16 protein-coding genes are annotated in these 15,810 nt (G+C 63.7%); 5 read left to right on the top strand and 11 right to left on the bottom strand.

Annotated features, from left to right (window positions below; genetic code table 11):
• Positions 1-143 precede the first annotated feature (143 nt).
• Entirely contained in the window at positions 144-536 is a 393-nt protein-coding gene (gene apaG / locus A9K71_RS14850) for a Co2+/Mg2+ efflux protein ApaG (RefSeq protein WP_066996767.1), read from the top strand.
• 52 nt (positions 537-588) lie between these two features.
• On the opposite strand, the gene A9K71_RS14845 is transcribed toward apaG, so the two are convergent.
• The 3 genes from A9K71_RS14845 to A9K71_RS14835 all read right to left on the bottom strand — a co-directional run bounded on the left by A9K71_RS14845 (position 589) and on the right by A9K71_RS14835 (position 3,855).
• Complete coding sequence (locus tag A9K71_RS14845) at positions 589-1,620, bottom strand: Hsp33 family molecular chaperone (RefSeq protein ID WP_082980525.1); 1,032 nt, start codon at positions 1,618-1,620, stop codon at positions 589-591.
• 108 nt (positions 1,621-1,728) lie between these two features.
• Positions 1,729-2,640, bottom strand: a complete 912-nt coding sequence (gene argF / locus A9K71_RS14840) for an ornithine carbamoyltransferase (protein WP_066996763.1) — start codon at positions 2,638-2,640, stop codon at positions 1,729-1,731.
• A gap of 15 nt (positions 2,641-2,655) precedes the next feature.
• On the bottom strand, positions 2,656-3,855 hold the full coding sequence (locus A9K71_RS14835; RefSeq protein WP_066996760.1) for an aspartate aminotransferase family protein: 1,200 nt from the start codon (positions 3,853-3,855) through the stop codon (positions 2,656-2,658).
• A 357-nt stretch (positions 3,856-4,212) separates the two neighbouring features.
• Here A9K71_RS14835 and A9K71_RS14830 point away from each other — a divergent pair, with 357 nt between their 5' ends.
• Positions 4,213-4,731 carry a GcrA family cell cycle regulator gene (locus A9K71_RS14830; RefSeq protein WP_066996757.1) on the top strand — a complete coding sequence of 173 codons (519 nt, stop codon included), beginning with the start codon at positions 4,213-4,215 and terminating at the stop codon, positions 4,729-4,731.
• A gap of 95 nt (positions 4,732-4,826) precedes the next feature.
• Here the strand turns inward: A9K71_RS14830 and A9K71_RS14825 are convergent, their stop codons facing one another.
• From A9K71_RS14825 to A9K71_RS14815, 3 genes are all read right to left on the bottom strand, one after another.
• On the bottom strand, positions 4,827-5,837 hold the full coding sequence (locus A9K71_RS14825; RefSeq protein ID WP_066996754.1) for a magnesium and cobalt transport protein CorA: 1,011 nt from the start codon (positions 5,835-5,837) through the stop codon (positions 4,827-4,829).
• 120 nt (positions 5,838-5,957) lie between these two features.
• On the bottom strand, positions 5,958-6,683 hold the full coding sequence (gene phoU, locus A9K71_RS14820) for a phosphate signaling complex protein PhoU (RefSeq protein ID WP_066996751.1): 726 nt from the start codon (positions 6,681-6,683) through the stop codon (positions 5,958-5,960).
• A 108-nt stretch (positions 6,684-6,791) separates the two neighbouring features.
• On the bottom strand, positions 6,792-8,057 hold the full coding sequence (locus A9K71_RS14815) for an ATP-binding protein (protein WP_066996748.1): 1,266 nt from the start codon (positions 8,055-8,057) through the stop codon (positions 6,792-6,794).
• Positions 8,058-8,242: 185 nt separating this feature from the next.
• Here A9K71_RS14815 and ppk2 point away from each other — a divergent pair, with 185 nt between their 5' ends.
• Positions 8,243-9,148: a polyphosphate kinase 2 gene (gene ppk2 / locus A9K71_RS14810; protein ID WP_066996745.1), complete on the top strand. Its 906-nt coding sequence runs from the start codon at positions 8,243-8,245 to the stop codon at positions 9,146-9,148.
• A gap of 86 nt (positions 9,149-9,234) precedes the next feature.
• Here the strand turns inward: ppk2 and A9K71_RS14805 are convergent, their stop codons facing one another.
• The 3 genes from A9K71_RS14805 to A9K71_RS14795 form a co-directional block, all read right to left on the bottom strand.
• Positions 9,235-9,981: an enoyl-CoA hydratase-related protein gene (locus A9K71_RS14805; protein ID WP_066996742.1), complete on the bottom strand. Its 747-nt coding sequence runs from the start codon at positions 9,979-9,981 to the stop codon at positions 9,235-9,237.
• Positions 9,982-9,991: 10 nt separating this feature from the next.
• A complete protein-coding gene (locus A9K71_RS14800; RefSeq protein ID WP_066996739.1) occupies positions 9,992-10,630 on the bottom strand; it encodes an acyl-homoserine-lactone synthase in 639 nt (212 codons plus the stop codon).
• 277 nt (positions 10,631-10,907) lie between these two features.
• Complete coding sequence (locus tag A9K71_RS14795; RefSeq protein ID WP_066996863.1) at positions 10,908-11,639, bottom strand: LuxR family transcriptional regulator; 732 nt, start codon at positions 11,637-11,639, stop codon at positions 10,908-10,910.
• A 224-nt stretch (positions 11,640-11,863) separates the two neighbouring features.
• Between A9K71_RS14795 and A9K71_RS14790 the strand changes: the two genes are divergently transcribed.
• Entirely contained in the window at positions 11,864-12,736 is an 873-nt protein-coding gene (locus tag A9K71_RS14790; protein ID WP_095777463.1) for a transporter substrate-binding domain-containing protein, read from the top strand.
• Here the strand turns inward: A9K71_RS14790 and A9K71_RS14785 are convergent.
• Positions 12,733-13,143, bottom strand: coding sequence for a tellurite resistance TerB family protein (locus A9K71_RS14785; RefSeq protein WP_066996737.1), 411 nt, complete (start codon positions 13,141-13,143; stop codon positions 12,733-12,735). The two genes, A9K71_RS14790 and A9K71_RS14785, sit on opposite strands and share 4 nt — an antisense overlap.
• A gap of 167 nt (positions 13,144-13,310) precedes the next feature.
• Between A9K71_RS14785 and A9K71_RS14780 the strand changes: the two genes are divergently transcribed.
• Positions 13,311-14,960: a lysine--tRNA ligase gene (locus A9K71_RS14780; RefSeq protein ID WP_066996734.1), complete on the top strand. Its 1,650-nt coding sequence runs from the start codon at positions 13,311-13,313 to the stop codon at positions 14,958-14,960.
• On the opposite strand, the gene A9K71_RS14775 is transcribed toward A9K71_RS14780, so the two are convergent.
• A complete protein-coding gene (locus tag A9K71_RS14775; RefSeq protein WP_066996731.1) occupies positions 14,923-15,807 on the bottom strand; it encodes a thermonuclease family protein in 885 nt (294 codons plus the stop codon). The genes A9K71_RS14780 and A9K71_RS14775 overlap by 38 nt on opposite strands.
• Between the last annotated feature and the right edge of the window lie 3 nt (positions 15,808-15,810).

Here is a 15,810-nt window from a genome sequence, read left to right as displayed (position 1 = left end):
TGTGCACACCAACATTGTCATGTGTCACTTAAATGACATTGTTTGTCGGCACGTGCGGTGGAAAAGCCGGCAGGCTGGCGACGCTGCGGAGGTAGAACCGCGACGCGCGACAAAATGTTCCCTGCGCGGCACCGGAGTGGCTCATGTATCGCGCCGTGACGCGCAACATCGAAGTGCAGGTCAGGCCGTTCTATCTGGAGGACCGTTCCGATCCGTCCGAAAACCGCTATGTCTGGGGCTACCAGGTGACGATCGACAACCGGTCGGACGAGTTCGTGCAGCTTCTGTCGCGCTACTGGCACATCACCGACGGGCGTGGCCGAGTCGAAGAGGTGCGCGGCGAGGGCGTGGTCGGCGACCAGCCGGAGCTCAACCCCGGCGACAGCTACCAGTATACGTCGGGATGCCCGCTCTCGACGCCATCCGGCATCATGGTCGGCCACTACACGATGCGCAACGGCCGCGGCGAAACGTTCGACGTCGCCATTCCGGCTTTCTCGCTCGATATGCCGGGGACGAAGAGGACGGTGAACTAAAGAACTCGAGTTCCCCGCCTCCGCAAAGCGGGGGCGAGGAACCGGAGCTTTCTCACTCCGCCGCAAACTCCGCCGGATCGAAGTCGTACTGCGTCGAGCAGAACTCGCAGGCGACATGGATGCCGCCGTCCTCGGTCGAGTCCTTGATCTCCTCGGCCGAGAAGCCTTCGAGAATGCCGCGGATTTTGTCGCGCGAGCAGGAGCACTGGTCGGCAACCGGCACACCGCGGAAGACGCGCACGCCGTGCTCGTGGAACAGCCGGTAGAGCAGCCGCTCGGCGCCCACCGTCGGATCGATGAGCTCGGTCGGCTCGATGGTGCCGAGCAGCGCCAAGAGTTCCCGCCAGGAATTGTCGGCCGGTTCGTGCGTCACGTCTCGTGGATCGCCATCCCCGCCCGAAATGTCGGGCACGCGCATGCGTTCGGGCGCCTGCGGCAGGAACTGCGCCAGGATGCCGCCGGCGCGCCATTGCTCGCGGGCCCCGCCCGGGCCCGGGGTCACCAGCTTCGCAACCGACATCCTCAGATCGGTCGGGATCTGCTCCGACTGGCGGAAATAGGTGCGCGCGGCTTCTTCCAGCGATGTGCCGTCGAGTTGGACGATGCCCTGATAGCGCTGCGTGTGTGCGCCCTGATCGATGGTCAGGGCCAGGACCCCGGTGCCGAGCAGCTTCTCCTGCGAGATCCCGCCCGCGGCAATCAGCGCCTGCAGCCGGTCGGCGTCGAAGCGCGCATAGGCGCGCAACGAATGCGGCGTGGTGAAGTCCGCCACCAGCATGTCGACCGGTCCGTCGGTGCGGGTCTGCAGGATGAACTTGCCCTCGAATTTCAGCGACGTGCCGAGCAGCACGGTGAGCACGCAGGCCTCCGCCAGCAGGCGCGCGACCGGCTCGGGATAATCGTGGCGGCTGAGAATGGCGTCGAGCATCGGCCCGAGCTGCACCGTGCGGCCGCGCACATCCAAGGGCGCTACTTCGTAAGGCACGACATGGTCGTCGCCGGCGAAGCCGAATTCGCCGAGTTTGGGTTGATGCTCAGCCAAGGAAAGCGTTTCCAGCATGACAAAACTCCGGGGCGCATCCATCCCGCTTTCCAGGCGGCATGGGTCGAAGCGCGTTCGATTTCAGTGATGGCCCGCAAATAGGCATCACACATCCCCGGATCAAGTTGGCGCGGATCAAGTCGACCCCGGTCAAGCGCCCAGGCACCAGGCCAGCACCGCCTTCTGGGCGTGCAGCCGGTTCTCGGCCTCGTCGAAGACCACCGAATGCGGTCCGTCGATCACCTCGTCGGTGACCTCCTCGCCGCGGTGCGCAGGCAGGCAGTGCATGAAAAGCGCGTCGGACTTCGCCCTGGCCATCAGCGCGGCGTTGACCTGGTAGGGCAGGAAGACGTTATGGCCGCGGGCGCGATGCTCCTGGCCCATCGATACCCAGCTGTCGGTGACCACGCAATCGGCCTGGTCGACGGCCTCTTCGGCCGAGCCGGCAAACCTCACCTTGCCGCCATTGGCCTTCGCCCAGTCGACATATTTCTCGAACGGCTCGCTGCCCTCCGGCACGGCGACATTGAGGTTGAAGCGGAACCGCGCCGAGGCTTCCAGAAGCGAGTGCAGCACATTGTTGCCGTCGCCTGTCCAGGCGAAAGTCTTGCCGGCCACCGGACCGCGATGCTCCTCATAGGTCATGATGTCGGCCATCAGCTGGCAGGGATGGGTATCGTCGGTCAGCCCATTGATCACCGGCACGGTCGCGTTTTCGGTGAGTTCCAGCAACCGGTCATGCGAAGTGGTGCGGATCATGATGGCATCGACATAGCGCGACAGCACCTTGGCGGTGTCGGCGATGGTTTCAGAACGGCCGAGCTGCATCTCGGTGCCGGTCAGCATGATGGTCTCGCCGCCGAGCTGGCGCATGCCGACGTCGAAGGAAACGCGCGTGCGCGTCGAAGGCTTGTCGAAGATCATCGCCAGCACCTTGCCGTCGAGCGGCTTCGAACGCTCGCCGGCCTTGAGCCTGGTCTTTCGCGCCATCGCATCGTCCAGCATGATGCGCAGATCGCCTGCGGAAACGGCGGACAGATCGGTGAAGTGACGAACGCTCATCGGCAGATTCCAAAACTACTTCGCGGCTTCGGCCGCGATCGCGTCGGTCAGGCCCTTGGCGCCCGACCGAATGCGCTTCAGCGCCTCGCCGATCTCCTCGTCGGTGACGGTGAGCGGCGGCAAAAGCCGAATGACGTTGTCGCCCGCCGGCACCGCAAGCAAGTGCTGGTCGCGCAGCGCCATGTTAACCTTGGCGTTGGGCATGGCGCATTTCAGCCCAAGCATCAGGCCGGTGCCCCGGATGCCTTCGATGACCTCGGGAAATTCGTCGGCGACCGCCGCCAGTCCCTGCTTCAGCAGCAATGCCTTGCGCTGAACGTCCTCGAGGAAGCCGTCGGCCAGCACGACGTCGAGCACGGCATTGCCCACCGCCATCGCCAGCGGATTGCCGCCAAAAGTGGTGCCGTGCACGCCGGCCGTCATGCCGGCCGCCGCTTCGTCGGTCGCGAGACAGGCACCCATCGGAAACCCGCCGCCGATGCCCTTGGCGATCGCCATCAGGTCAGGCGTGACGCCCGCCCACTCATGCGCGAACAGCTTGCCGGTGCGCCCGATGCCGCACTGGACCTCGTCGAAGATCAGAAGCAGGCCGTGCCGGTCACAGAGCTGCCAAAGCCGCTTCAACGACTGCGTAGGCACCGGGCGGATGCCGCCCTCGCCCTGCACGGGTTCGATCAGGATAGCCGCGGTTTCCGGTGTGATCGCCTTCTCCGCGGCGTCGATATCGTCGAACGCGACCTGGTCGAAACCCTCGACCTTCGGACCGAAACCCTCGAGATATTTGTACTGACCGCCGGCTGCGATCGTCGCCAGCGTGCGGCCGTGGAAGGCACCCTCGAAAGTGATGATGCGGAAACGCTCCGGATGGTCTTTGACGAACTGATAGCGCCTGGCCGACTTGATGGCGCATTCCAGAGCCTCGGCGCCCGAATTGGTGAAGAACACCTTGTCGGCGAAGGTTGCATCGACCAGCCTTTCGCCCAGCCGGCGCTGCTCCGGGATCTCGTAGAGATTGGAGACGTGCCACAGCTTGGCCGCCTGCCCGGTGAGCGCCGCGACCAGATGCGGATGGCTGTGGCCCAGCGAGTTCACGGCGATGCCGCCGGCGAAGTCGAGATATCGCTCGCCCTTGTCGGTGACCAGCCAGGTCCCCTCCCCGCGGTCGAAGGCCAGGGGTGCGCGAGCAAAAGTCTCGTAAAGCGCCGAACCGCTCATTATATGCGTCTCCGGAACCGGAAATCAAAAAAGCCGCCAATGCGGCGGCCTTTGCGGCTTATCATGTTTTTCGACCATGAAGTCAACGAAAAGGTCGCGCAGAAGCGCGCGGCAAGGCTCCAGCGCCACGCCGGCCCATCAGCGGTTGGGCAAGTTGGGGAAAACCGTAAAAACCGAATCGGTGTTGCCCTGGGGACTCTTGTCACCGAGTCAGCGCATAAGGTAATTGTAGTCGAGAAATAACTAGATTTCGTGCGGCGGATCTAATCACCCGGTACATGTGGTGTCGTTTGCCCGGCGAGAGCCGGCTCGGGAAAGGATTCTGACCGCCGCACGCCTCAGCAGGAGCGCGGTCTCATGAACTGGACTGACGAGCGGGTCGAACTTCTCAGGAAATTGTGGTCGGAGGGTCTCAGCGCCAGCCAGATCGCCGCGCAGCTCGGCGGTGTGAGCCGCAATGCCGTCATCGGCAAGGTGCATCGCCTGAAACTGTCGGGCCGCGGCCGCGCGACCGCGGCGCCGGCACGGCAGAAGAAGGCCACGCAGGGCGCCTCGATGCAGAAGTCCGTGGCTCGTGCCGCTAGCGCTGCCCGTCATGTGACGGCCTCCATCGGCGCGACCGCTCTGCAGGTGCAGTTCGAGGCGGAGCCGGTGGCGCGCCACTATATCCGCCCGGTGGAGAACGTTGTCGTGCCAATCTCGCGCAACCTGCAGCTCGTCGAGCTGACCGAGCGCACCTGCAAGTGGCCCAACGGCGATCCGCTGTCGGAAGACTTCAGCTTCTGCGGCAACGACGCTGGCGAAACCGGGCCGTACTGCAAATACCATGCAAGGGTGGCGTTCCAGCCGGCGGCGGAAAGGCGCAGAAGCCGCTAAGCGAATAGCGAATAGCGAATAGCGAACGAAATAGGAATAACATCGGTATTCGAGTCCGGCACAAGCTTCTTTATCGCTATTCGCTATTCGCTATTTCACAGCCATCCATTCTTCCTGAACCGCCAATACAGAAACGCGCAGATCAGCGCGATGGCGGCCAGCACGGTGGGGTAGCCGTATTCCATCTTCAGTTCAGGCATGTCGTCGAAATTCATGCCGTAAATGCCGGCGAAGGCCGTCGGCACCGCCAGGATGGCCGCCCATGAGGCCAGCTTCTTGGAGATGGCCGTTTCCTGGCTCTGTCCGACCAGAAGGCTTGCCTCGAAGGCGAAGGCGAGCACCTCGCGCAGGCTGTCGATCTTTTCCTGCACGGTGCGGATGTGGTCCGTCACGTCACGGAACAGCGGATGCATGGCGGCATGGATCTGGGGCAGCTCGGCGCTGGTCAGCCGGCGGCATACCTCGACCAGCGGCAGCGCCGCGTTGCGCAGCCTGAGCAGATCGCGGCGCAGCATGTAGAGCCGCTCTATGTCGCCACCGCTCATCGGCTTCAGCAGCACCTTGTCCTCGATCTGCTCGACCTCGTCCTCGATCTGCTCGAGCACAGGCATGTAGTTGTCGACGATGAAGTCGAGAATGGCATAGAGGACGAAATCCTCGCCCTTGGCGAGCGAGGACGGGCAGCTTTCCCAGTGCTGGCGCACCGCGGCGTAAGAGGTCGACGGGCCATGCCTGACGCTGACGATATAGCCAGTGCCGACGAAGAGATGCGTCTCGCCGAAGGTGACCCGGCCATCGATCAGTTGCGCTGTGCGGGCGACGATGAACAAGGCATCGCCATACTGTTCGATTTTCGGCCGCTGATGCGGATGTTCGGCGTCTTCGATCGCCAGATCATGCAGGTGGAACTGCGCCTGCACCCTAAGCAGCAGGTTGCGGTCCGGCTCGAGCAGGCCGATCCAGACGACGTGGCCGGGCTTTGCCGCCCATATGCCGGCCTCTTCGATCGTAATGTCGGCGACGCGCTTGCCGGCGGAATAGACGCTGGACGCAACAATGCCGGATGTCGGCTGCAGGGCCGGGGTCAGGTTTCGAACTTGTTCCATCGCAAACCTCCCGAGCCGGCGACTGACAAAATTGCTGCACCTGGAGGAGCTTAGCCTAAATTAGAAGGCCGTTCGAGTGGCCGCCCTTCACTTGGCCGATCTTGGGTCGCCGATACCGCGTCACCCGGCCGATACGTGGCCAGGCAACACCACCTGGTCGGTCTTGTCGCCCTTCGGCCGCTCGGCCGGCATCTGGTCGCCGGTGACGATGTAATAGATGGTTTCGGCGATGTTGGTGGCGTGGTCGCCGATCCGCTCGATGTTCTTGGCGCAGAACAGCAAGTGGGTGCAGGGGGTGATGTTGCGCGGATCTTCCATCATATAGGTCAGAAGTTCACGGAACAGCGAAGTGTACATGGCGTCGATCTGGTCGTCGCGGTCGCGCACGAAGCCGATCTTCTCGACCGAGCGCGAGGCATAAACGTCGAGCACTTCCTTAAGCTGCGTCAGCGCCAGATCGGCTAGCGCCTTCAAGCCGCGGAAGAGGCTGCTCGGCTGGCGGCCGTCAATGACCGCCGCGACGCGCTTGGCGACGTTCTTGCCGAGATCGCCGACGCGCTCGATGTCGGCCGAGATGCGGATGGCGCCGACGATCTCGCGCAGGTCCGTCGCCATCGGCTGACGCCTGGCGATGATGACGATCGCCTTGTCGTCGATCTCGCGCTGCCCCTCGTCGAGGACGAGATCGTCCTGGATGACTTTCTGTGCCAAGCCCGGATCGGCGTTCACGAGGGCGGCGACAGCCTGCTCGACCATGCGCTCGGCATGCCCGCCCATGGCGGCGATGCGCTTCGACAGGAATTTCAGTTCTTCGTCATAGGCACTGACAATGTGGACGGACTGCATCGATATGCCTTCCCGGTTTCTGCCGGCTGGTGCGTTCCCTCAATCTGCCGCTGATACGCGAGCCGGATGACAGAAAAAAGAAAATGCCGGTTGCCAACCAATATAGGATCATTGAGCCGGCAAATGAACCGTGAACGCCGCGCCCTTGCCGACTTCCGACTTGATCGACAGCCTTGCGTTATGACGTGTCAATATATGCTTGACGATCGAAAGGCCAAGGCCGGTGCCTTTCTGGGTCCGGCTGTTTTCCAAGTCGACGCGGTAGAAGCGCTCCGTGATGCGGGGGATGTGTTCCTCGGCAATGCCTGGACCATAGTCCCTTATGGTCACGTCGATGCCTGGGTCGTGGCCGTCCTCGGCGTGTGCTATCGACACGGTGACACGCCCGCCCGACTGGCCGTATTTGCAGGCATTCTCCAGCAGGTTCTCGAAAACCTGGAAGAGCTCGTCGCGGTCGCCCGGCACGGAAATCGGCCCATCGATGAAGTCGCGCTCGATGGCGATGCCGTTCTCGTTGGCCAGCGGCGCGAGCGAGTCGATGACGCTGTCGATGGTCTGTCGAAGGTCGACTTCGGTTCCCGGCCGCAGATAGGGCTTCATCTCCAGCCGCGACAGCGACAACAGGTCGTCGATCAGGCGCGCCATGCGGCCCGTCTGGTTCTGCATGATCTGCAGGAACTGGTCGCGCGCCGCCGCGTCGTTGCGGGCAGGCCCGCGCAACGTCTCGATGAAGCCGGCGATCGAGGCGAGCGGGGTGCGCAGCTCATGGCTGGCATTGGCGATGAAGTCGGCGCGCATGCGGTCGATGCGGCGCGCCTCGCTCTGATCCTTGAACACCAGCACGTAAAGATCGGTGCCATGGCCGACCGAGGACGCGCTCACCCGGTATGTGCGCTCGACCGGCAGCTTTTCCGTGTAGTCGACGACATCGGACGCCATAGTTCCCGAGACGATCCCGTCAAGCAAAGCCTGCATTTCCGGCGCGCGGAATTTGAGCGACAGCGACATGCCGGGGGCCAGCCCACCGAAGGCGGCAAAGGCGGCCGCGTTGGCGTGGACGATAGTGGCGGTCCGGTCGAAGATGATCAGCGGATCGGCAACGGCGGCGGCCAGATATTCGCCGGACAGCCGCTGCAACCCGCCGACTTCGATGGCGGCAGTCCCGCCGGCTGACTGGCGCTCGGCGGCGGTCGGCAGCATTGCGGCCGCGACCAGCAACGCCACGGCCAGCAGAGGCACAAAGATCGAAAGGCCGCCGAAACCATAGACGCCGAGGACCGCGACCAGGGCCGCGGCCAGCGACCAGCGGCTGCGCCGCAGCCGGGCTATGGCTGCCTGCGTTGCGCCTTTCTGGTCTGCGCCCTTATCGACCATGCGCTGCCTCGTATCTCCCGTCGGTGAAAGATCAGCCGACTGGACCCGCGCATGACCCCCAAAAATCGGAATCGATTTTCTCGAACGTTCATGCGCAAAATCAAAGTGCTACCGCGCGTCCGGTCGGACGCAACGCCTCAGAGGCTCCCATAGCACGAGTCCGCAAGCTGAAAAGGTTCGTCCCGATGAAAAAAGCCGAGGGAAATGCCGACGCGGCGCCTGCCGCAGGACCGATCAAGATGAGGATAGGCGGTAAGGAACGCGAGTTCGACATCGACAACCCGGTGCTGCCGGACTGGATCGAGGACAACAAGCTGACCGCCGGCGGCTATCCCTACGACAAGAAGATGAAGGGTGAAGAGTACGACGAGGAACTTGAGCGGCTGCAGATCGAATTGGTCAAGGCGCAGGCCTGGCTGCAGGCGACCGGCAAACGGGTGTTGGCGCTGTTCGAGGGGCGCGACGCGGCCGGCAAGGGCGGCACGATCTTCGTCCTGCGGCAGTACATGAACCCGCGCACGGCGCGCAACGTGGCGCTGACCAAGCCGACGCCGACGGAGCATGGCCAATGGTACTATCAGCGCTATGTCGACCATTTCCCGACCTCCGGCGAGTTCGTCACCTTCGACCGCTCCTGGTATAACCGCGCCGGCGTCGAGCCGGTCATGGGATTCTGCACCCCCGACCAGCACGCGACATTCCTCGACGAGACGCCGCATTTCGAGCGCATGATCTGCAACGAGGGTATCCACTTCTTCAAATTCTGGCTGAACATCGGTCGCGAGACGCAGCTCGAACGGTTCCATGACCGCCGCTGGTCGCCATTGAAGAACTGGAAATTCTCGCCGATCGACATCGCCGGCATCAGCAAATGGGACGACTACACCAAGGCGCGCGACCTGATGTTCGAGCGCACTCACAAGGAGTTCGCGCCCTGGATCATCGTGCGCGCCAACGACAAGCGCCGTGCGCGGCTTGCGGTGATCCAGCGTATCCTTCTGTCCTTACCCTATGATGGTCGCGACCTCGACGCCGTCGGCAAGCCCGACAAGAAGATCATCGGCGAAGGCCCGTCGTTCCTGGAGAAATAGCTTGCACCGTGCCCGCGGCCGGCGGCCAACATTACAGCGCCGCGCACCTTCTCGGGTACGCGGCGCTGAGACTTTCCACCAAGGTGTCACGCCGCGAGGCGGGCGATCCGCTGCAAACGCTTCAGCGTGGCGTCGTCCTGCAGCGCTTGCTGGAACAGCGATATCTCATGATCGATGCGGTCGCACAGAACGTCCGTATCCCCCTTGAGCAGGCCGCGGGTCTGCAACAGCGCGGCAACCGGCTTCTTGGCGAGCTGCCTTGCCCGCGCCAAGGCCATTTCCTCGGCGCTGCCTTCCACGATCTCGCCGACAAGGCCGAGCGCCTTGGCGTCGTCGACGCCCAGCGTGTCGCCCAGGCAGAAGAAGCGGAAGGCGCCGGCATAGCCGAGCTTCTGGGGCGCCAGGATGCTGGTCGCCGCGTCCGGCACCAGGCCGAAATCGACGAACGGCACCCTGAACGTGCTGCCCCTGGAAGCAATCACCATGTCGCAGTGGAACAGGATGGTGCAGCCGACGCCGACGGCGTCCCCGTCCACGCAGGCAAGGACCGGCTTGGGAAAGGTCGCAAGCCTGCGAAACATATCGGTGACGGCGGCAATCAGCTGCTGGTGCTTGGCGGCGTCGAGGAACTCCGAGAAGTCGCCGCCGAGGCAGAAGCAGCCGGCAAGGCCGCGCAGCACGACCACGCGAACCTCGTCATTGACGGCGGCCTCGTGGAAGGTCCTGGCGAGGCTCGCATAGGCGTGCCTGTCCAGCACCGGCCGGCCGTCATGCGAGGACACGGTGACGACCAGCGTGTGGCCGCGCAGCTCAGGTTCGGGGTGGAAGCTCATGACAACCTCCTCACGAAGCCTGTCTGAGGCCGAGCTGGCCGGGATAGCCTCTCATCAGCACCGGCGGGAAGTGGTTGCGGCGCTGGCGCACCACCTCCAGCGTATGCTCGGAAAAGGTGAGCAGCGTCGCCACCACCTGCTGGTTGCCATAGGTGCGCTGGTAACCGAGCGGCGTCGCCAGGAAGTGCAGCTGCAGCGCGCGCAGCACCCACATCGGTTCGAACTCGATGATGACCTGGTTGACGTTGCGCTTGAGGCCCCATTCGACGAAACCTGCGATCAGCTCGGTGCCGACCGTCGAGACGCCGCGCTTGCCATCACGGAAGCCCGGCGCCACCGCATAGCGGGTCAGCTCCCAGACTCGCGGCCCCGAGGGGGGCGTCCCCTCATAGAGGTCCGTCAGCACATCGGTCAGTAGATGCGGCCGCGTCGTCGGCAGCATGCGCTGATAGCCGGCTAGCTCGCCGTTGCGGATGACGAGGTGATGCTCGGCCTCGTCATGATCGAATTGGTCGATCTCGAGGCCGTCCGGGCGGTCGAGATCGGTCCAGCCCATCTCCTCGACGAAGATCTTGTAGCGCAGGCGGTGAACCGCTTCCCACAGATCGGGGCGCTCCATCAATTCCTGAGTTGTGAGGGAAAAAAGCATTAGCCGTCTCCTGGGCTTGAGAGGAAGATACGGCCGGGCTCTCCGGAAAATATTACGCGATCGCGTAGGCAAGAATTTTTAGGTCGGCACCGACCGACCCCGCCAATATAGCCGCGCCTAACCGCCTCCGCGACCGCCTGCACGCGGTTGGCGACGCCCAGTTTGCTTTGGCGTTAAGAAAGTATTAGCCGTCTCTTAAGAGAAGGATACCGCTCGCCCTTGCTTAAAATATTACGCGAATGCGCATGGGACTGTTTCTGGGCCAGCACCGGCCGATTTAGCTAATATAGCCACGCCTGATCGCCTCGGCGACTGCCTGCACACGGTTGGCGGCGCCCAGTTTGCTCTTCGCGTTGAGAAGGTGCTTCTCGGAGGTATGCTCCGAAATGCCGAGAATCTGCGAAATTTCCCACTCGGACTTTCCGACAGCTGCCCATTGCAGGCATTCGCGCTCACGCGGTGTGAGTTCGATGTGGTCGACGACCTTGCCGGCCATCGTGTGAAGCTGCATGGCGCGGCCGATGGCGTAGGTGGACACCAGCGAGACCATTCCGAATTCGACGTCCGACAGTTCAACGGACTCGCCACCCAGCGAGACCATGACGATCTGGCCGTCGAGCGTGACCAGCGGGAAGGCGAGGCCGTCGCGCAGCTTGAACTCGCGGGCGTCGCCCATGACCTCGTCGCTGCTCTTGTCGATGACGATGGCCTGGGAAGCCTCCCGCCACTGGAACGGGGCCTGCAATTGCTTCATGTGGCTGACGACCGGATCATGGTCGACATAGTTGCGCGCCACATAGCGCTCCAGCCACTCGCCCGGCCAGTCGCAGAGCAGCACATGGTCCTTCTGCTGGCCGCGCGGCGTGCCGGGTTGCGGGACCGTTCCGGCCATCAGCGCCGTCAGCCCGAAACTCGAGGTGACGCCGAGCAGCCGCTCGCACACTGCCGCAGCAGTGTTGGCGTGCTGTAATTGGTCGATGTATTCCAGAGTTCTATCGAACATGCTCATCGCAACATCTACCCCATGTTGCTTCTGCTTTTCGTACCGATCGTAGATGCCCGAACCACCCTTCGCCATCAACCCCGGACCACAAGTTTCTTCGCGACACCTGCGACTCCCCCGTTGCGGGCGCGCGCTGAAACTTGCAAACGTGCTAAACCATACGCCGAATTCACCCGTTTGAAATCAAAAACAATTGTGCCTGCACTGTTTTCGTACGAAAAGCCGAAGACATGATTGGGCGGAGCGCTATCGTGACATTCCGGTGGATATTTCTGGCCCTGCTGTCGGCGCTGATTGGAGCGTTGCCATTTGCCGACGCGACTCGCGCGGCGGAGCCGCAGGTTCCGGTGCTGTGGGATGCCAAGGAGCGGCTGCCGAAGCCCGATCTTTCGGCGTTGCCAAGGCTGAGGTTCCTCACCACCACCGATTTTCCGCCTTTCAACTTCCTCGACGGCTCCGGCCGGCTGTCGGGTTTCCACATCGACCTGGCGCGGGCGATCTGCGCCGAACTCGGCATCGTCGAGAAATGCCAGATCCAGGCGCTGCCCTGGAACGATCTCGACGACGCGCTGCGGAAAGGCGAAGGCGAGGCGATCATCGCCGGCATCGCGGCGACGCCGGAAAGCCGCGAGAAATACGCCTTCTCGCGTTCCTATCTGCAGTTCCCGGCGCGCTTCATCATGCCGAAGGCCAAGGCGTTTACCGAGCCGATCCTCGACAAGCTGCGCAGCAAGCGGGTGGGCGTCATCGCCGGCTCGGCGCATGAGAAGATGCTGCGCGACTATTTCAGCACGGTGCAGGTCGTGCCTTTCGACAAGCCCGAGGACCTCTACGCGGACCTCAAGGCCGGCAGGATCGACGCCGCCTTCGGCGACGGCATGCGATTCGCCTTCTGGCTCGGCGGCTCGGAAGCCGCCGGCTGCTGCCGCTTCGCCGGCGGCCCTTATCTGGCGCCCGAATATCTGGGCTCCGGCATGGCGATCGCCACCAGGGCGGGCGACCCGGCGCTGGCCGCCGCCTTCGACTATGCGCTGCAGGAAATCTCGATCAAGGGAACCTTCGCCGAGTTCTATCTGCGCTATTTTCCGGTGAGCTTTTTCTAAGTCAGTGTGCGCAGGCGGGCCTTCGCCGCACGGGCGATCGCCGCTACGGTGAGCGTGTCGAGATCAAGCTCCCGTCGGATGAGCTGCAGCACCCTCAACTCCTCCATGCGCATTTCGAGATCGACTGCCGCGACCTCGAAAGCGGCGGCATAGGCGGTGTCATGCAACCGCTCCGGCAGCGCATCGGCGACGCGCGCGAGGACGCCTTCCAGCCCGTCCTTGTCGTGCAGGGCCTGCTGGCAGGCTTGAGCCACGCCGACCAGGCTGTCGCTGTTGAAATCGACAAACACAGGCCAAGAACGGACGACGTCTCCGATCCGCGCCAGTTCGACATCGGTCATGTCGCGGTCGGACGCCGAAGTGATGACCATGAGATAGATCAGGGCTTCGTGCGGCGTCAAAGGCATTCAAAACTCCTTGATGGTGAGGCTTCAACGTAGGATTGCCATTGAGGCGCCGCAAGGAAAAGCGCCGCAAATCGTTGACGCTCCGGCCCGTCGCGCCTAGAGACCGGGTGAAAATCTTTACGCGCCCAAGCCGACACATCTGGCCGGCAGATTACCTGGAAAGTGACATGACGGGATCAAACATCATCGATCTCAATGCCGAGATGCTTGCGGCCGCCGCCGAAAGCAAGGCATGGCCGTTCGAAGAAGCCAAGAAGATCATTGCCCGCTACAAGAACAAGGACTTTCCCGATACCGTCCTGTTCGAGACCGGCTACGGCCCGTCCGGCCTGCCGCATATCGGCACCTTCGGCGAGGTGGCGCGCACCACGATGGTGAGGCACGCCTTCCGCGTGCTGACGCAGGACAAGGTCAAGACCAAGCTTTTGTGCTTCTCCGACGATATGGACGGCATGCGCAAGATTCCCGACAACGTGCCGGATCGCGCAGCGCTCGAGCCCTACCTGCACAAGCCGCTCACATCGGTGCCCAATCCGTTCGGCGGCGGCTATGCGAGCTTCGCCGACCACAACAACGCGATGCTCTGCCGCTTCCTCGACACGTTCGGCTTCGACTACGAGTTCGCCAGCGCGACCCAATACTACAAGTCCGGGCGCTTCGACGAAGTGCTGTTGCGCGCCGCCGAGCGCTATGACGAGATCATGGCGGTGATGCTGCCGACGCTCGGCGAAGAACGCCAGGCGACCTACAGCCCATTCCTGCCGATCTCGCCGAAAAGCGGCCGCGTGCTCTACGTGCCGATGAAGCATGTCGACGCCAAGGCCGGCACCATCACCTTCGACGACGAAGGCAGCGAGACCACGCTGCCGGTCACCGGCGGCCATGTGAAGCTGCAGTGGAAGCCGGATTTCGGCATGCGCTGGGCAGCGCTCGGCGTCGATTTCGAAATGTTCGGCAAGGACCACCAGACCAACGCGGCGATCTACGACCGCATCTGCAACATCCTCGGCGGCCGCGCGCCGGAACATTTCGTCTACGAGCTGTTCCTCGACGAGAACGGCCAGAAGATCTCGAAGTCGAAGGGTAATGGGCTCACCATCGACGAATGGCTGACCTATGCGCCCACCGAGAGCCTCGGCCTCTACATGTACCAGCGGCCGCGGCAGGCCAAGAAGCTCTATTTCGACGTTATCCCGAAGGCGGTCGACGAATATTACGCCTTCCTGTCCGCCTATCCGCGCCAGGAATGGAAGGAGCGGCTCGGCAACCCGGTCTGGCACATGCATGACGGCAATCCGCCGGCCATCGACCTGCCGGTCCCCTTCGCGCTGCTGCTCAATCTGGTCAGCGCCTCCAACGCGCATGACAAGGCGGTGCTGTGGGGTTTCATCTCGCGCCATGCGTCCGGGGTGACGCCGCAGACGCACCCCGAGCTCGACCGGCTGACAGGCTATGCCATCCGCTATTTCGACGACTTCGTGAAGCCGACCAAGGTCTATCGCGCCGCCGACGAGGTTGAGCGCGAGGCGCTGGCGAAGCTTTCGGAAGCGCTCGGCGCGCTGCCGCAGGGCGCGGACGGCGAGGCGATCCAGAACGCGGCGCTCAACGTCGCGCGGCGGATCGAGCGCTATCAGGACCATTCCAAGCAGAGCCCGGAAGGCGGACCCGGCGTGTCGGTCGCCTTCTTCCAGATGATCTATCAGGTGCTGATCGGACAGGAACGGGGGCCGCGTTTCGGTTCTTTCGCGGCGCTTTACGGCATTACGGAGACGCGCGCGCTCATTGAGCGGGCCCTGGCTGGTCAGTTGGCGGCGTAACGTCGCCATCTTCCGCCGGCAGGATGGAGCTCGGCGCGGCGGGCGCCGGGCCGGTGGCGGCCGGCAATGCCGGCAGGCCGCCGAGGTTCGGAGCGGCGCCGAAAATGCCTTTCCTCGCCGCGCGCGCCTTGTCGCCCGCCTCGACATAGGGACCGCCTCGCGCCGCGCGGGCCCAGCCGTTTTCCACCAGCCACAGACCGACATCCTTGTTGCCGACCCAGCACTTGACCGCTATGGCCTTCTGCCCGCCTTGCGGCGGCACGGAGCAGACCAGGGTCCGGCCACGCAGGAAAGCGCGGAATGCCGTCCTGGCGCGAACCCCGCAGTCCCATGACTTGCCTTCGTCGCTGCAGGTCTCGTCCTCTTTGACGATGTCGATGCCCGACACGGCGATGGAGTAATCCTTGGCCTTGATCAGGCCGGCGGCGGTGGCGACGGGCTGGAGCAACTTGGTGCCCTCCTCGCCATCCGGCAGTTTCGTTTTCCGCGGCCTGGGCGGACCGGCCAGCGCCAGATCGCTGAGCGGCGCGCGCGGCTCGACCCGTTCCAGTTCCTCGGCAGGCACTTCGGGTGGCGCCACCACGTCGGGATCGATTGCCCGCGAATGCGCCACCGGCTTCGGCGGCTGCGGCGCGGCAGGCGCCAGAATGGCGGACCTCGCCGGTTCCGCAGTTATCGGTTCCCGAGGCACCACATCGGCGTCTTGCCCCGGAAGTGCACTGGCCGGATCGATCTGATCGACCGCGACGACGCTTTCGCTGCCCTTCAGCGAGTGGCCTCCGGCGACGACCAGCGCCGCGATTGCCGGAACCGCCGCAAGCGCCAGGGCAAGATGGAGGACCCGCACCAG

Source organism: Mesorhizobium sp. WSM3873 (assembly GCF_001672445.1).
In the GTDB taxonomy this organism is placed as follows: domain Bacteria; phylum Pseudomonadota; class Alphaproteobacteria; order Rhizobiales; family Rhizobiaceae; genus Mesorhizobium.
This window is presented reverse-complemented; position numbering and strand designations above follow the sequence as displayed.

Coding starts and splice junctions, on each gene's coding strand:
- A9K71_RS14790 (WP_095777463.1), top strand. CDS start 11,864: ATGATTGGGCGGAGCGCTATCGTGACATTCCGGTGGATATTTCTGGCC.
- A9K71_RS14815 (WP_066996748.1), bottom strand. CDS start 8,057: ATGGTCGATAAGGGCGCAGACCAGAAAGGCGCAACGCAGGCAGCCATA.
- A9K71_RS14830 (WP_066996757.1), top strand. CDS start 4,213: ATGAACTGGACTGACGAGCGGGTCGAACTTCTCAGGAAATTGTGGTCG.
- A9K71_RS14800 (WP_066996739.1), bottom strand. CDS start 10,630: ATGCTTTTTTCCCTCACAACTCAGGAATTGATGGAGCGCCCCGATCTG.
- A9K71_RS14825 (WP_066996754.1), bottom strand. CDS start 5,837: ATGGAACAAGTTCGAAACCTGACCCCGGCCCTGCAGCCGACATCCGGC.
- A9K71_RS14780 (WP_066996734.1), top strand. CDS start 13,311: ATGACGGGATCAAACATCATCGATCTCAATGCCGAGATGCTTGCGGCC.
- A9K71_RS14845 (WP_082980525.1), bottom strand. CDS start 1,620: ATGGATGCGCCCCGGAGTTTTGTCATGCTGGAAACGCTTTCCTTGGCT.
- phoU (WP_066996751.1), bottom strand. CDS start 6,683: ATGCAGTCCGTCCACATTGTCAGTGCCTATGACGAAGAACTGAAATTC.
- A9K71_RS14805 (WP_066996742.1), bottom strand. CDS start 9,981: ATGAGCTTCCACCCCGAACCTGAGCTGCGCGGCCACACGCTGGTCGTC.
- A9K71_RS14795 (WP_066996863.1), bottom strand. CDS start 11,639: ATGAGCATGTTCGATAGAACTCTGGAATACATCGACCAATTACAGCAC.
- A9K71_RS14785 (WP_066996737.1), bottom strand. CDS start 13,143: ATGCCTTTGACGCCGCACGAAGCCCTGATCTATCTCATGGTCATCACT.
- argF (WP_066996763.1), bottom strand. CDS start 2,640: ATGAGCGTTCGTCACTTCACCGATCTGTCCGCCGTTTCCGCAGGCGAT.
- ppk2 (WP_066996745.1), top strand. CDS start 8,243: ATGAAAAAAGCCGAGGGAAATGCCGACGCGGCGCCTGCCGCAGGACCG.
- A9K71_RS14835 (WP_066996760.1), bottom strand. CDS start 3,855: ATGAGCGGTTCGGCGCTTTACGAGACTTTTGCTCGCGCACCCCTGGCC.
- apaG (WP_066996767.1), top strand. CDS start 144: ATGTATCGCGCCGTGACGCGCAACATCGAAGTGCAGGTCAGGCCGTTC.